Source organism: Paenibacillus ilasis, from assembly GCF_043195395.1.
Lineage (GTDB): Bacteria > Bacillota > Bacilli > Paenibacillales > Paenibacillaceae > Paenibacillus_AQ > Paenibacillus_AQ lautus.
In genome coordinates this window covers 4,155,316-4,170,792 of the sequence record NZ_JBHDJG010000001.1, presented here as the reverse complement: position 1 = coordinate 4,170,792, position 15,477 = coordinate 4,155,316, and the positions used below count along the sequence as shown (strand labels likewise).

Annotated in this window: 12 protein-coding genes; all 12 read left to right on the top strand. The window is 50.7% G+C overall.

The genetic code is table 11. The features are described 5' to 3' along the window. Window positions 1–4: 4 nt before the first annotated feature. Window positions 5–1,000 carry an ABC transporter ATP-binding protein gene (locus tag ACETK5_RS18895; protein ID WP_076320625.1) on the top strand — a complete coding sequence of 332 codons (996 nt, stop codon included), beginning with the start codon at window positions 5–7 and terminating at the stop codon, window positions 998–1,000. Next, window positions 997–1,935, top strand: a complete 939-nt coding sequence (locus ACETK5_RS18890; RefSeq protein ID WP_100535947.1) for an ABC transporter ATP-binding protein — start codon at window positions 997–999, stop codon at window positions 1,933–1,935. Before ACETK5_RS18895 ends, ACETK5_RS18890 begins: the two co-directional genes overlap by 4 nt. A 188-nt stretch (window positions 1,936–2,123) precedes the next feature. Beyond that, complete coding sequence (bshC, locus tag ACETK5_RS18885) at window positions 2,124–3,755, top strand: bacillithiol biosynthesis cysteine-adding enzyme BshC (protein ID WP_100535948.1); 1,632 nt, start codon at window positions 2,124–2,126, stop codon at window positions 3,753–3,755. A gap of 40 nt (window positions 3,756–3,795) precedes the next feature. After that, on the top strand, window positions 3,796–5,064 hold the full coding sequence (locus ACETK5_RS18880; protein ID WP_100535949.1) for an adenosylhomocysteinase: 1,269 nt from the start codon (window positions 3,796–3,798) through the stop codon (window positions 5,062–5,064). Between the two features lie 207 nt (window positions 5,065–5,271). Beyond that, window positions 5,272–5,709: a division/cell wall cluster transcriptional repressor MraZ gene (gene mraZ / locus ACETK5_RS18875; protein ID WP_009590832.1), complete on the top strand. Its 438-nt coding sequence runs from the start codon at window positions 5,272–5,274 to the stop codon at window positions 5,707–5,709. A gap of 77 nt (window positions 5,710–5,786) precedes the next feature. Next, window positions 5,787–6,740, top strand: coding sequence for a 16S rRNA (cytosine(1402)-N(4))-methyltransferase RsmH (rsmH, locus tag ACETK5_RS18870; protein WP_100535950.1), 954 nt, complete (start codon window positions 5,787–5,789; stop codon window positions 6,738–6,740). A 34-nt stretch (window positions 6,741–6,774) separates the two neighbouring features. Then, on the top strand, window positions 6,775–7,188 hold the full coding sequence (locus ACETK5_RS18865) for a cell division protein FtsL (protein WP_100535951.1): 414 nt from the start codon (window positions 6,775–6,777) through the stop codon (window positions 7,186–7,188). An 18-nt stretch (window positions 7,189–7,206) separates the two neighbouring features. Next, a complete protein-coding gene (locus tag ACETK5_RS18860) occupies window positions 7,207–9,513 on the top strand; it encodes a penicillin-binding transpeptidase domain-containing protein (RefSeq protein WP_326112435.1) in 2,307 nt (768 codons plus the stop codon). An 86-nt stretch (window positions 9,514–9,599) separates the two neighbouring features. After that, on the top strand, window positions 9,600–11,543 hold the full coding sequence (locus ACETK5_RS18855; RefSeq protein ID WP_100535953.1) for a stage V sporulation protein D: 1,944 nt from the start codon (window positions 9,600–9,602) through the stop codon (window positions 11,541–11,543). 61 nt (window positions 11,544–11,604) lie between these two features. Beyond that, entirely contained in the window at window positions 11,605–13,089 is a 1,485-nt protein-coding gene (locus ACETK5_RS18850; protein WP_100535954.1) for a UDP-N-acetylmuramoyl-L-alanyl-D-glutamate--2,6-diaminopimelate ligase, read from the top strand. Further along, window positions 13,089–14,507: a UDP-N-acetylmuramoyl-tripeptide--D-alanyl-D-alanine ligase gene (locus ACETK5_RS18845; protein WP_100535955.1), complete on the top strand. Its 1,419-nt coding sequence runs from the start codon at window positions 13,089–13,091 to the stop codon at window positions 14,505–14,507. Before ACETK5_RS18850 ends, ACETK5_RS18845 begins: the two co-directional genes overlap by 1 nt. 4 nt (window positions 14,508–14,511) lie before the next feature. Continuing rightward, a complete protein-coding gene (mraY, locus tag ACETK5_RS18840) occupies window positions 14,512–15,477 on the top strand; it encodes a phospho-N-acetylmuramoyl-pentapeptide-transferase (RefSeq protein WP_100535956.1) in 966 nt (321 codons plus the stop codon).

Here is a 15,477-nt window from a genome sequence, read left to right as displayed (position 1 = left end):
AGGTATGGAACCGATCTTGCAGGTGAAGGACCTCAACGTATCGTTTCGTGTTCGCGGCGGTGAAGTAAAGGCAGTCCGCGGCATGAATTTTGAAGTCGGCAAGGGGGAGACGGTTGCCATCGTCGGTGAGTCCGGAAGCGGTAAAAGTGTTACCGCCCAGACCATTATGCGATTGATTCCGTCCCCGCCCTCAGAAATAAAAAAGGGTGAGGTCATTTTCCAAGGACAAGACCTTCTCAAAAAAACGAATAAACAGATGGAAGCGATTCGCGGTAAGGATATTGGGATGATTTTTCAGGATCCGATGACGTCGCTGAATCCGACCATTAGAATAGGTAAACAAATCACGGAGGTGCTGATTAAGCACCAGGGGATGTCTTTCTCCGAAGCCAAAAAGCACGCCATTGAAATGCTGAAGCTGGTAGGTATCAAAAATGCGGAGGAGCGCTTCAATCAGTATCCGCATGAATTCTCCGGCGGTATGCGGCAGCGTGCGATGATTGCCATTGCGCTTGCATGTAAGCCGACCCTGCTGATTGCGGACGAACCGACGACAGCACTCGACGTGACCATTCAGGCACAGATTATGGATGTTATGAAGGAAATGCAGGAACGCTTGGGCACCTCGATCATTCTGATCACGCATGATCTCGGCGTTGTGGCCGGCATGTGTGACCGTGTCATCGTGATGTATGCAGGTGAAGTGGTGGAAACGGGAACGAAATGGGAGATTTTCAAAAATCCGCAGCATCCTTACACCAAAGGATTGCTTCGTTCCATGCCGCGTCTGGATCAGAAGAAAGACGAACCGCTGATTCCGATTATCGGAACACCTCCGGACCTTATTAAACCGCCTGTAGGCTGTCCGTTCGCCGCCCGCTGTGATGAAGCTATGCGAATTTGTGAACGAGTGGATCCGGGCGCAACAGAATTCAGCGACACGCACATGGCGCGCTGCTGGAATCTGCATCCGATGGCGAAGGAGGCGCAAGGTTCATGAAGGATAACCACTTGATTGAGGTAAAGGGCCTGAAGAAGTATTTCAACGTAGGCAAAGGCCAGGTTCTTAAAGCGGTTGACGATCTGAACTTCTATATTCGTGAAGGCGAAACGCTTGGCATGGTGGGTGAGTCGGGTTGTGGTAAATCAACAGCAGGACGGACGATTCTCCGTCTCTATGAACCCACGGCTGGAAGCGTTAATTTTAACGGAACGGATATTTACAAGCTGTCTCCGGGCAAGATGAAGGCGATGCGCCGCGATATGCAGATGATCTTCCAGGATCCGTATGCCTCGCTGAATCCAAGATTTACGGTGTCGGATATTATCGGAGAAGCTTTGGATATTCACGGAATGGCCGGCAGCCGGGCTGAACGCAAGAAGCGGATTGAGGAACTGCTGGATATGGTCGGCTTGAATAGTGACCACTCCACACGTTACCCGCATGAATTCTCGGGCGGTCAGCGTCAACGGATCGGGATTGCACGTGCTCTTGCGGTAAACCCTAAATTTATCATATGTGACGAGCCGATCTCGGCGCTTGACGTTTCGATTCAGGCGCAGGTGGTCAACCTGCTCAAGGATTTGCAGGATCGTCTTGGCCTGACCTATCTCTTCATTGCGCATGACCTGTCCATGGTCAAGCATATCAGTGACCGGGTAGCGGTTATGTACTTGGGCAAAATGGTGGAACTGGCAGACAGTGAAGAGCTGTATGCGAATCCGATCCATCCTTACACTAAAACCTTGCTGTCCGCGATTCCGATTCCGGATCCGGAAATTGAGGCTAACAAAAAGCGTCTCAAGCTGGAAGACGATACGCAGGGTCCGATCTCGGCCGCCAAAGGCGAAGACGGAACGGTTCAACTGGACGTGAAGGATTCGGAATTGGTTGAAGTGTCCAAAGGACACTGGGTTGCAAAAGCCTACGCTTGAGTAAACGAACCTCAATATGAGGAAGCTGCTTCAAGAATAGCCGCTGGCATCGTGCCGGCGGCTATTCTTTTCCTTTGACGCAGAATGCCAACATTCGGTACAATCAAGAAAGGCAAAATGATATAGAAGAAATTAAATTCCATGCACAATCTAGATTTGGTTGCGACGTAGAATAGGAGGCATACCTCATGAATATCGTTCCGGAACCATTATCCCTCGCTTCGCGTCTCGCTCAGGATTATATTCATCATTTCGACCGGGTAAGCGGGTTCTACGGTGAAGATTACCGCGGCGAGCACAGCTATGCAGAACGGGTACAATGGCTGGATCTTTCGGAAGACAAACGAATTCAGCGTAAAGCGCTGGCGGATTGTCTTCGGACGTACAATCAGAAACACAATGATCATCCCGCTGTACATAAATCCCTTCAACTTCTGGAGCAGCCAGGAACGGTTACCATGGTTGGTGGACAACAAAGCGGTTTGTTCACCGGACCACTGCTTGTCATATATAAAGCAATTACCGTCATTCAAGCGGCCCGCGAAGCGGAAGAGCGCTTGAATCGTCCTGTCGTGCCTGTATTTTGGATCGCCGGGGAGGACCATGATTGGGATGAAGTCAACCATACGTACTTTCTGAGTCAGGATCAGCAGCTGTCCAAGATCAAGCTTGATGCCAAGGACGGACTCAGGACGTCGGTTAGTTATACCGACGTTGCTGCGGAAGATTGGAATGCGATGCTGGCAGCACTCCAGACCCAGTTGGCAGACAGCGAATATAAGGCCGATCTGCTGAAAATGGCGAAGGAATCGCTTCACGGTTCGGCTGGGCTCAGCGAGGCATTCGCTAAACTAATCAGCTGTATGTTCGGCAAATATGGGCTAATACTCCTGGATTCCGCCGACCCGGGACTTCGGGCGTTGGAAGTGCCCATATTCGAATCGCTGATTACCCGCAACGAAACCCTGGGACTTTCGTACCAGCAGGCGGCAAGGGATATCGCGGGACGGGGTTACGAAGTCCAGGCTGATGTATCCGAGAATGGGGCCAACTTGTTCTACTTGCATGAAGGCAGACGCTTGCTGCTTTACCGAGAAGGACATGTATTCTCAGACCGGAAAGGCATCGTTAAGCTGACGGAAGAAGAACTGCTTCAGGATTTGCATCAGCATCCTGAACGCTTCAGCAACAATGTGCTGACCCGTCCGATCATGCAGGATTCGCTGCTGCCCGTTCTCGGGACGATACTCGGTCCAGGCGAGATTTCCTATTGGGCGATTACACGCTATGCATTTACCGACTTGGGTTTGCAGATGCCGTTGATCATCCCGAGAATGTCATTCTCCATCGTAGATGGAACCGTCCATAAGCTTATGGAGAAATACGGATTGTCCTTCGAGGATGTTCAGCTTCGCTTGTCTGAAAAGCGTGAGGCTTGGCTTGCCAGCAAGGATGAGTTGAATCTGGAAGAACGATTCAGTCAAACCCGGGAACAATTTGAAGCATTGTATCAGCCTTTAATAGAAGATCTTGGCAAAATGCAAAGTGGACTGTTAAAATTAGGTCTAACCAATAAAGATAAAATATTGGAGCAGATGGATTACCTGTTAAGTAAATCCCGGAATGCCTTGGAACAGCAGCATGAGGCCGCACTGGCACAGTGGAAGCGCATTGAACAGACACTGCTGCCGGAAGGGAAACCTCAGGAGAGGGTGTACAACATCCTGGAATACATGAATCGTTATGGATTGAATCTGGTGGATCGCCTGATGGAAATCCCTTACGAAGCTTCGGGCATTCACAGGGTCATTTACGTATAACGATCAGGAATTCAATCATCAGATCATAGGAGGCTGTTAAATGAGCTCATCATCAATACAAACCAGCAATATTACCGACTTGAAACTGGCACCGGAAGGTCATCTGAAAATTGATTGGGTCCAGGCACATATGCCGGTACTGAACCGGGTGCGTGAACAATTCGAGAAAGAACAGCCATTCAAAGGATTGAAAGTCGCCATCTCCTTGCATCTGGAAGCCAAGACCGCATATCTGGCGAAAGTCATTCAGGCTGGCGGAGCCGAAGTGACGATTACGGGCAGTAATCCGTTGTCCACTCAAGATGATGTATGTGCCGCTTTGGTAGAAGACGGGATCACGGTGTTTGCCAAATATAACCCGGATCCTGAGGAATACAAGCAGCACCTCATTTCAACACTGGAAACCAGACCGGATCTGATCATCGACGATGGCGGGGATCTCGTAACGATCCTGCACTCCGAGCGTACGGATCTGCTTGAAGGAATTCGAGGCGGAGCGGAAGAGACAACGACAGGCATCCTGCGCCTGAAATCTTTGGAGAAAGAAGGCTCTCTGAAATTTCCGATGGTTGCCGTGAATGATGCATATTGCAAATACTTGTTTGATAACCGTTACGGTACCGGACAATCAGTCTGGGATGGAATTAACCGGACGACCAACCTGGTGGTTGCAGGCAAGACGGTCGTTGTCGTAGGGTATGGCTGGTGCGGCAAGGGCGTGGCCATGCGTGCCAAAGGCCTTGGAGCCAACGTCATTGTGACCGAGATTGATGCGATTAAGGCCGTTGAGGCTTATATGGACGGCTTCCGCGTTATGCCAATGCGCGAAGCAGCCAAATTGGGAGACTTCTTTGTGACCGTCACGGGTAACCGCGATGTCATCAGTGGGGAAGACTTTGATGTCATGAAGGACGGTGCCATTTTATCCAATGCCGGTCACTTCGACGTGGAAGTCAATAAACCGGATTTATCAGAACGTTCTCAATCGGTTCGGACGGTTCGGCGCAATATCGAAGAATATCATCTGAAAGATGGCCGTAAGATTTATTTGCTTGCCGAAGGCCGTTTGGTAAATCTGGCGGCAGGTGACGGACATCCGGCAGAAATTATGGATATGACGTTTGCGCTTCAGGCCTTGTCGCTCAAACACGTGAATGATCAGTACAAGAGCATCGGTAACCGCGTAGTTAATGTTCCTTACGAATTGGATGAACAGGTTGCCTTATACAAACTGGAAAGTCTAGGTATTGCCATCGACAGCCTGAGCGCTGAACAGAAGTCGTACTTGGACAGCTGGGCTCAGCACTAAACAGCAGCAGCTTTAGATCATTTCCAAACCTCCTTTCCATCCCCGAGCGGGATGAAAGGAGGTTTTTTATGCGATTGTTCTGAGAGAAAGTTCCAAAAAAACAACTAGTCGTTAGAAGGTATTTGATTCTTGACGCCGAATCTATTATCCTAAAGTGGTGGAAAGTGGTGCAAAGTGGGGAATCGGGGTTAAGGGGTGGAGTGCCTGATGTTCATGGGGGAGTTTCAACATAGCATCGACGATAAGGGGAGAATCATTATCCCTGCTAAGTTTCGTGACCTCCTGGGCACCTCGTTTATCGTAACCCGCGGATTGGACAATTGCCTCTTTGTATACCCCAAAGATGAATGGGCCATCATGGAACAGAAGCTCAAATCCCTCCCACTCATGAAGTCGGATGCACGCGCATTTACACGGTTTTTTTTCTCCGGGGCGACGGAATGTGAATGGGATAAACAGGGAAGGGTAAATTTGCCGGGCAATTTGCGCGAGTTCGCCAAGCTCGAGAAGGAATGCGTCGTCATCGGCGTATCGAGCCGAGTGGAGATCTGGAGCAAGGAGCAGTGGCAGAATTACTATCAGCAGTCGGAGGAAGCATTCAACGACATTGCTGAGAAGCTGGTAGACTTTGATTTTGATTTATGACAAGCGTAGGAACATCGTATTGAAATGGACAAGTTACACTTAAAATCATGAATGAGACACAATGGAGGGCTGCAGCTTTGTTCCATCACATCACAGTGCTTAAGCAAGAAGCGACAGAAGGGCTGCGCATCAAACCAGACGGTATATATGTTGACTGTACGCTCGGGGGAGCGGGGCACAGCTCGCTTATTGCTTCCCAACTAAGTTCAAAAGGCCGGTTAATCGCATTGGATCAGGACGATTGGGCATTGAATAACGCCCGGGAAGCCATGAAGCCTTATGTGGACCGGATTACTCTCGTCAAAACCAATTTTCGTGATTTGGAGGAGGTGCTCCGAAACGAAGTGGAGGTTGACGAGAACGGGCAGCCGCAAGTTGACGGTATACTGTTCGATTTGGGCGTATCCTCACCGCAGTTCGATGAAGGGGAGAGAGGGTTTAGTTACAATCACGATGCCCCGCTGGATATGCGGATGGATCAGTCCGCTGAGCTTACCGCAGCCAAAATTGTAAACGAATGGCCGGAACAGGAAATCGCACGAATATTGTATGAATACGGCGAAGAGAAATTTTCAAGGCGAATTGCCAAGGTCATTGTTGAAAGAAGGGCACAGAGTCCTATTCAGACAACCGGCGAGCTTGTCGAAATGATTAAGGAAGGGATTCCGGCCGCAGCTCGGAGAACGGGCGGCCACCCAGCTAAACGAAGCTTTCAAGCGTTTCGCATTGCAGTAAATGATGAGCTTGGCGCATTCAAAGACGCGCTTCACCAAGCTGTGAGATGTCTTGCACCAGGAGGAAGAGTCTCGGTTATCACATTTCACTCGCTCGAAGACCGAATATGCAAACAGATTTTTAACAGCTATATTCCCAAGTGTACGTGCCCCCCGGATTTTCCGATGTGTGTATGCGGAGGCGGCCAAGGTGATCTGAAGCTGGTTAACCGCAAACCGCTGATCCCATCGGCGGAAGAGATTGAGAGTAATCCAAGGGCGCGTTCGGCAAAACTGCGGATTGCGGAGAAACTGTAGAAACATAAAATCCCTGAAAGAAGGAGAATCAGCTATGGCTTACACGCGCGGCAATTTAGCCGTACAGGAGAGACAGAAGGAAACGCAGCAGTCCGCTTATCTTGAGAAGACAAAAGTCGTCAAGCGTCGTTCCCAGCTTCCGCAAAAAGAAAAGCTGTTGTATTTGTTGTCCGTGGTGTTTGTGGTAGCCATCATGGGCGTCATTGGCATGAGTCATGTTCATTCCTATGATTTGAACCGGCAGATCCATGATACCGACAATAAAATAGTCAAGGCGAAACGAGATATTGATCAGCTTCAGGTGGAAAAGCAAACACTGGAGACGCAAATATTGGACAAGGCGAAAGAGTTGGGGTATGTCCCTATTGAGGACAACCATACGATCCAGCTATCACCCGTCTCGGGGTCATCCGAGACACAGAATTCGGACTCGGGACAAAATGATTGAAGTGTGAGGTTTTGACCGATGATAAAAAAAATCAAACTGCGTACCGTGCTAATAGGGGGATGTATAACCCTCTTTTTTGCTTTATTGATTGGTCGGGTGTTTTGGCTGCAGGTGATCGATAACGACTTCTGGAAGGAACAAGCTTTATCGAAATGGTCGCGAAAACAGGATCTTCCGGCCACGCGAGGAACGATTACGGACCGGGACGGCGATATTCTTGCTATGGACGCGCCTGCCTTTACGGTCATTGTGAACCCTGCGGTCATTCAGGCTAACGGCTTGGAGAATGAGGTAGTTAAAGGGCTGCATGAGATTCTTAGCAAGGATGAGGACGAACTCCGTGAACTGGTTAAGGCTAAAGACGATAAGGGGGAATACCTCAAGGGCCGCGAAGTCCGCAGCGAAGGATGGAAGATTGACCAGGAGAAGATGGAAGAGGTTAAAGCGTTTAGTGAAAGCTTGAATCAAAAATTAAAGGCTGCCGGTAAAGTTCCCGATTCGGGCATAGGCTTTCAGCGAGAGTCCAAACGATTTTATCCCAAAGAGACATTGGCTGCACATATTTTGGGTTATACCGATCGTCAGGGTAAGGGAATCGGAGGCATTGAGCAACGTTATGATGAGTTCCTGAAGGGAACCGACGGATTCGCTTCTTACAAGAGTGACAAGAAGGGGGTCAAGCTGCCGAGTGAAGACGATTTATACCAGCCTGCAATAAATGGGAAAAATTTAGTGCTGACGACCGACGATACAATCCAGTATTATATCGAGGAAGCGATGCGCGACACGTATAACCAATATAAACCAATCAGTATGACGGTAATCGCAGCGGATCCGAACACGATGGAAATACTGGGGATGGCCAACATGCCGACTTTTGATCCCAATACATATTCGGAATGGAATCAAAAGAGTTTTATCAATCATGCCGTAAGTTCAAGATATGAACCTGGCTCCACCTTTAAAATCGTAACCCTGGCAAGCGCCGTGCAGGAAAAGCTGTTTAATCCGAATGCTGCCTACCAATCCGGTTCCATTCGGGTAGGGGGAAGAACCCACCGAGACATTAATAGCGTAGGGTGGGGGCCGATCTCTTATCTGGAAGGTGTTAAGAGGTCCAGTAACGTGGCCTTTGTTAAGCTTGGATTCGAAATGCTGGGCAAGGAGCGTTTCACCAATTACATCAAGGAGTTTGGGTTTACGGAGAAGACCGACATCGATCTTCCGGGTGAGATTCTGGGTAGTCTTAATATGACTTATGATTCCGATATTTCAACCATGACCTACGGTTATGCCGTTTCGGTAACGCCCATTCAGCAAATCGCTGCGATCTCGGCCGTAGCGAATGGCGGTAAATTGATGAAACCGCACATGGTGAAGGAAATCGAGGATCCGAATACGGGCAAGATTGAGAAGATTGAGCCGGAAATGATTCGGCAAGTTATTTCTCCAGAAGCAGCCAAAGAGACAGGTAAGTATCTGGAACAGGTTGTTGCGGACCAATCAATTGGTACGGGTAGAAAAGCGTATATCGATGGTTACCGTGTAGCAGGGAAAACAGGAACCGCGATTAAATCCAATGGCGGATACGCAGATCGTTCCAAACAAATTGTTTCATTCATCGGCTATGCACCTGTGGAAAATCCGAAGATAGCCGTACTGGTCATTATTGACGAAGCGAATGATGAACAAGGTGGCGGTGCATTGGCTGCTCCGATATTTAAAGAGATTGTATCAAAGACACTAACATACTGGGGTGTCCCTAAATCGAATACGACCCAGCAATCAGACAAGTCCAAAACAGCGACGATTCCGGATAATGCTCGCATATCTCCTAACTTGAAGGGCATGAAAGTCAGCGAAGTGAAGACCAAGCTGCTTGACGAGGGCATGACTTTCGAAACGCTGGGGAGCGGCAGCACGGTTAAGCAACAGTATCCGCCTGCTGGTGTGCCTTTGAGCAGCGGACAGAATATCTATCTAATCACCGAGGACAATGCATCCATGGAAATCCCGCACTTACAGGGGGAATCCCTCCGGGATGCCATGGAAGTACTCACCTTGATGAAGGTGAAGGTAAGTGTACAAGGTGAAGGCTACGTTGCTGAACAATTGGAAACGACCGAGAATGGTCAGCGAACCGTACATTTGACCCTCAAATCGGCTCAAGAGTTGATAACGGGAAAGAGCAGTTCCGATGAAACTTCCTCCGTTGGCACCGAAAATGCGAACGGGGAAGAAACCGGTGGAAAAGAGTCGGAAGGAACTGCCGATAACGATGCCGAGGCAACCGACCAAGGGCAAGGCAATACAGAAGGGGAATAGCTTGTTCTAACCCGGGTTTGTCCCGAATACTCATGTGAAGAACGCATATCATGAGCTTTCGGGTTCAAACAGGGAGGGAAGCTTAGGTGAAAGTATCCAAGGTATCGCAGCGGAGAAGACTGCTCTGGAGCCTGCTGCTGCTGCTCCTGCTGTTCTCTGCACTGATCATCAGACTGGCTTATGTGCAGATTGGGAAAGGCGCGGAGCTGTCGGCGAAGGCGGAGGATCTTTGGCGCCGCGACATTCCGTTTGCGGCACAGCGTGGTGAGATTTTGGATCGTAACGGAACCGCATTGGTTACGAATATAACGACACCGACCATTTGGGCGATTCCCGTACAAATCAAAGATCCGGACCATACGGCCGAAACCTTGGCTGGGCTTATCAGCATGGACAAAGCCGATATCAAGAAAATCATTACGAAACGTTCGAGGTTGGAACGGATAAATCCCGGTGGACGAAAAATTACGATGGAGCTGGCTCAGGAAATTCGTGATTTGAAGCTGCCGGGTATCGTTGTTGCTGAGGATAACAAACGGTATTATCCCTATGGCGATCTCGCAGCCCATATTTTGGGGTTCACGGGGGCCTACAGCCAGGGACTTACCGGCTTGGAAGCCATGCATGACGATAAGCTGAAAGGCTTCGAAGGCGGAATATCCTATCTGTCCGATGCAGGCGGAAGAATCATGCCGGGCTCCTCGGAAAAGTATGTCGAGCCTCGTGATGGTCTGAACCTGGAGCTAACGATCGATAAATCCATACAGTCCATTATGGAGCGGGAGCTTGACCAGGCCATGGTGAAGTATCAGGCGAATGGGGCATGGTCGATTGCCATGAATCCCAAGACAGGCGAGATTTTGGCGATGGCCAGCAGGCCGGGTTATTCTCCAGCCAATTACCAGGAGTTTTCAGCCGAGACGTACAATCGCAACCTGCCGATCTGGATGACCTATGAGCCGGGCTCGACGTTCAAGATTATTACGCTTGCCGCTGCCCTTGAAGAGGACAAGGTCGATCTGAAGAACGACCACTTCTTTGACAGTGGAGCGGTAGAAGTCGGTGGAGCGAGACTGCGCTGCTGGAAAAAAGGCGGCCATGGCAGCCAGTCCTTCATGGAGGTTGTCCAGAACTCCTGCAACCCGGGCTTTGTGGCGTTAGGTCAGAAGCTGGGCAAGGAAAGCCTGTTCCAGTATATCCGCGATTTTGGTTTTGGGGCGAAGACGGGCATCGATTTGAACGGTGAAGAGAATGGCATCCTGTTCAAGCTTGATAAGGTCGGTCCTGTTGAGCTGGCAACAACGGCATTTGGGCAAGGGGTATCGGTTACGCCGATCCAGCAGGTTGCTGCAGTGTCCGCCGCCATTAACGGCGGCAAATTATTTAAGCCGCATGTGGCCAAGGCGTGGGTCAATCCGGAGACGGGCGAGACAGTCGAGGAAATCAAGCCGGAGCTCGTCAGACAAGTCATTTCGGAAGAAACGTCCAAGCAAGTGCGCGAGGCACTCGAAAGCGTCGTTGCAAAAGGGACCGGACGCCCGGCCTTCATCGACGGTTATCGTGTCGGAGGGAAGACGGGTACCGCCCAGAAGGTTATTAACGGCAGATACTCCTCAACCGAGCATATCGTATCTTTTATCGGATTCGCACCTGCCGATGATCCTGAGATTGTGGTGTACACAGCGGTAGATAACCCGAAGGGCATTCAGTTCGGTGGAGTCGTGGCTGCTCCCATCGTCCAGAACATCCTGGAGGATGCGCTGCATTACATGAATGTTCCGCCGCGCAAAGACCAGCTTGCCCGTGAATACAAATATGGCGAGACGCCAACCGTGACTGTGCCGAACCTGGTCGGAGCGACCGTTCAGGATCTGTATGAGGACCTGAATATGAATTTCATGCTGGCCAAGTCCGGAACCGGCAACACGGTCATTTCCCAGGCACCGAAGCCGGGAAGCCGGGTGGAGCGAGGATCCACCATTCGGATTTATATGGGTGAAGATCCGGAGGAATCCAAGCACGAACATTAAGGCATCATCCGATTCACGAGTGAGGACGGATGGTGCAGATATATAGAGAGAGGGATAACAAATGAAATTGAAGCAATTATCATCCGTATTGGCTGCTGCTGTTATCGAGGGGTCCGGAGATGTTGAAATAACAGGGATTGAGACAGACTCGAGACAAGTGAAGGCGGGGGATTTGTTCATTTGTCTGCCGGGCCATACGGTAGATGGACACCAGTTTGCAGCCCAGGCTGCAGACCAAGGCGCTGCGGCCTTGGTCGTTGAGCGGAAGCTTGAGATAGACCTTCCGCAAGTCATTGTGAAGGACAGCCGCTTTGCGATGGCGGGTTTGGCGAATGCCTTTTTTAATCAGCCAAGCTCCCGCATGAAGATGATCGGCGTGACCGGAACGAACGGCAAGACCACAACAACGTATTTGATTGAGTCGATCATGAACGATTACGGTTTGAAGACCGGGTTGATCGGCACCATTCAGATGAGATACGACGGCCGTTCGTTCCCGATGCCGAGAACGACGCCTGAGGCGCTGGAACTCCAGCGTTATTTGAACGATATGGCGAACGCAGGCACCGAGTGCTGCGTAATGGAGGTATCCTCGCACGCGCTCGAACAGGGGCGGGTGAAGGGAACGGATTTCCGGACAGCTATATTCACTAACCTGACGCAGGATCATCTGGACTATCATCATACGATGGAAGAATACCGCGGGGCCAAAGGGTTATTTTTCTCCCGGCTGGGCAACGCTTTTGCCAAGGATGAATCGTCGCGCAAATATGCCGTCCTGAATGCGGATGATGAGGCTTCAGCTTATTTTGCCAAGCAGACCGCGGCGGAAGTGATTACCTATGGTTTGGGAGACGATGCGGATATACGGGCAAGCAACATCTCGATCACCGCTCAAGGCACCTCGTTCCATGTGAATACATTCCGCGGCAGTGCGGATATTTCGATTCGAATGGTAGGGAAATTCAACGTGTATAACGCGATGGCGGCGATTGCTGCCGCGCTTCTTGAGGGAATCCCGCTCGAGGATATTAAGAACAGCCTGGAGTCCGTACCCGGAGTTGACGGCCGCGTTGAGGTCGTGGATGAAGGTCAGCCGTACGCCGTGATCGTGGATTATGCGCATACGCCGGACGGGCTCGAAAATGTACTGCGAACCGTTAATGAATTTGCTGAAGGCCGGGTGCTTACGGTATTCGGCTGCGGCGGTGACCGGGATCGGACCAAACGGCCGATCATGGGTAAAATTGCTGCGAAATATAGCGATGTTGTATTCGTGACTTCCGATAATCCCCGTACGGAAGACCCGGATTTGATCCTGAAGGATATCGAAGCCGGCTTGATTGAAGACGGAGTGTCAACAGAAAGCTACAAGCTCATCGTTGATCGCCGGAAAGCGATCGAAAAGGCTATTGAAATGGCAAGCCCGGGCGATGTAGTATTGATTGCGGGGAAAGGTCATGAGACCTACCAGCTGATTGCGGGCGAAGTGCTAGATTTTGACGACCGCATCGTAGCCAAAGACGCGATAAGGGGCAGACAATAGTGATCCATAAATCATTAAAGAGCATCGCCGACATGTGCGGCGGGACGCTCTCACGTAACCAAGATGACAACATTATCATTCAAGGGGTCGGTACCGACTCCCGAACCATACAGCCGGGAAATCTGTTTGTTCCGATTGTGGGCGAGAAATTTGATGGGCACGAGTTCGCGGAGAGCGTGCTCGCCAGCGGAGCTGGCGCAGTGCTCTGGCAGAGAGATCATCAACCGATTCCCGACCTCCCGCTCATTCTCGTTGAGGATACATTAACGGCGCTCCAGTCGCTTGCGGCGGCTTATTTGTCCGAAAGCAGCGCAAAGGTGATCGGCATTACCGGCAGTAACGGGAAAACCACAGTGAAGGACATGGTCTCCGCACTGCTTGAAACCACGTTTAACGTTCACAAGACGCAAGGCAATTACAACAATCATATCGGTCTTCCGTTAACCGTACTCGCGATGAAGGAAGATACCGATATGATCGTGCTTGAGATGGGCATGAGCGGACGTCACGAGATAGAACTGCTTTCGACCATTGCGCGTCCGGATATGACGGTGATTACCAACGTAGGGGAAGCGCATATGCTTCAGCTCGGCTCGCGTGAGGAAATCGCCCGCGCCAAGCTTGAAATCATCAGCGGCATGAAGCCGGGCGGCTTGCTGATCTATCACGGGGACGAACCGTTGATCCGTCAGGTGCTTGCTGAAGAAACGACGGTGAAGCCAGAAGGACTGCGAACGTTTACGTTTGGCAATCAAGAAACCAATGATGATTATCCGACGGGACTCATGTTCCATGCAAAAGGAATCATATTCACTTCGAACCGGCATGCGGGCGAAGGCTTCAGCCTGCCGCTTCTCGGCCGTCATAATGTAGTCAACGCGCTGGCGGCGATGGCTGTAGCGGCCCATATGGGAATCGGCGATGAAGCGATTCGCAGCGGGTTTGCCAATCTGAAGCTGTCGAGCATGCGGATCGAAGCCGTGGAGACTGCGTTCGGGGTCACCGTGCTGAACGATGCTTACAATTCCAGTCCTACCGCGGTTAAGGCGGCATTGGACGTGCTTGGGGATATGAAAGGCTACCACCGACGAATTGCCGTTCTCGGGGACATGCTGGAACTTGGTCAGCGGGAAGAGGAATTCCATGCCGAGATTGGAGATTACTTATCTCCGGACAATGCGGATTTTGTGTTCACCTACGGCCCATTGTCGCTTCACACGGCGAGGAAAGCGAAAGATCGCTTCCCTGAAGGGGCTGTGCTTCCGTTTACGGATAAAGAGAGACTGATCGAAGCCTTGCTGGAGCGGGTAACGGAGAAGGATATCGTATTGGTGAAAGCCTCGCGCGGCATGAGGCTGGAACATGTGGTTGACGCCTTGAAGGCCCTGCCTGGCGGCAACAACGGAGTGAGGGGGTGAGCAGATGGACTTTCAATTGCTGTTATTGACAATCGGTGTAGCGTTTGTGCTTGCGGTGATATCGGCTCCGCTGCTCATTCCGCTGCTGCGGCGGATGAAGTTCGGCCAGCAGGTCAGGAGTGACGGTCCGCAGAGCCACTTGAAAAAAGCCGGAACGCCAACGATGGGCGGCGTTGTGATTTTGCTTGCTTTTACACTGACTTATATTAAGTTTTCTCCTGTCGATACTGATTTCTATGTGATGATCGTAGCGACGCTCGGTTTCGGTTTGATCGGCTTTCTTGACGACTATATTAAGATCGTATTTCGCAGATCATTAGGACTCACGGCCAGGCAGAAGCTGTTTGGACAGCTTCTGTTTTCCGGTATTATGTGCTGGCTGTTGATCTCCAACGGGCATAGCACGGCGATAAGCGTTCCAGGGATGGATTGGTCCTTTGATTGGGGGCCTTGGTTCTACTATCCGTTTATCGTGGTCATGATGCTGGCGATCAGCAACGCGGTCAATTTTACCGATGGAGTGGATGGTCTTCTGTCCGGTGTCAGCGCGATTGCCTTCGGCGCTTATGCCATTGTGGCCATTCAGTCTACTTCGTTCGCGGCGGCATTTTGTGCAGCGGCGATGATCGGTGCGGTTCTCGGTTTCCTGGTATTTAACGCTCACCCTGCCAAGGTGTTCATGGGAGACACGGGGTCTTTAGGAATCGGGGGTGCTATTGGCGCCATTGCGATCGTTACCAAGAGTGAGCTGCTGTTCCTCATTATTGGCGGGGTATTCGTCATTGAGATGTTATCCGTTGTGCTTCAGGTGGTCTCCTTCAAAACCAGAGGCAAACGAATATTCAAAATGAGCCCGATCCATCACCATTATGAACTATCCGGGTGGTCGGAGTGGCGCGTCGTCTTTACATTTTGGGCCGTGGGACTGATACTTGCGGGACTCGGACTTTATATCAACAAGGGGTTGTAA

Coding starts and splice junctions, on each gene's coding strand:
- bshC (WP_100535948.1), top strand. CDS start 2,124: ATGAATATCGTTCCGGAACCATTATCCCTCGCTTCGCGTCTCGCTCAG.
- mraY (WP_100535956.1), top strand. CDS start 14,512: ATGGACTTTCAATTGCTGTTATTGACAATCGGTGTAGCGTTTGTGCTT.
- mraZ (WP_009590832.1), top strand. CDS start 5,272: ATGTTCATGGGGGAGTTTCAACATAGCATCGACGATAAGGGGAGAATC.
- ACETK5_RS18860 (WP_326112435.1), top strand. CDS start 7,207: ATGATAAAAAAAATCAAACTGCGTACCGTGCTAATAGGGGGATGTATA.
- ACETK5_RS18890 (WP_100535947.1), top strand. CDS start 997: ATGAAGGATAACCACTTGATTGAGGTAAAGGGCCTGAAGAAGTATTTC.
- ACETK5_RS18865 (WP_100535951.1), top strand. CDS start 6,775: ATGGCTTACACGCGCGGCAATTTAGCCGTACAGGAGAGACAGAAGGAA.
- ACETK5_RS18880 (WP_100535949.1), top strand. CDS start 3,796: ATGAGCTCATCATCAATACAAACCAGCAATATTACCGACTTGAAACTG.
- ACETK5_RS18895 (WP_076320625.1), top strand. CDS start 5: ATGGAACCGATCTTGCAGGTGAAGGACCTCAACGTATCGTTTCGTGTT.
- ACETK5_RS18850 (WP_100535954.1), top strand. CDS start 11,605: ATGAAATTGAAGCAATTATCATCCGTATTGGCTGCTGCTGTTATCGAG.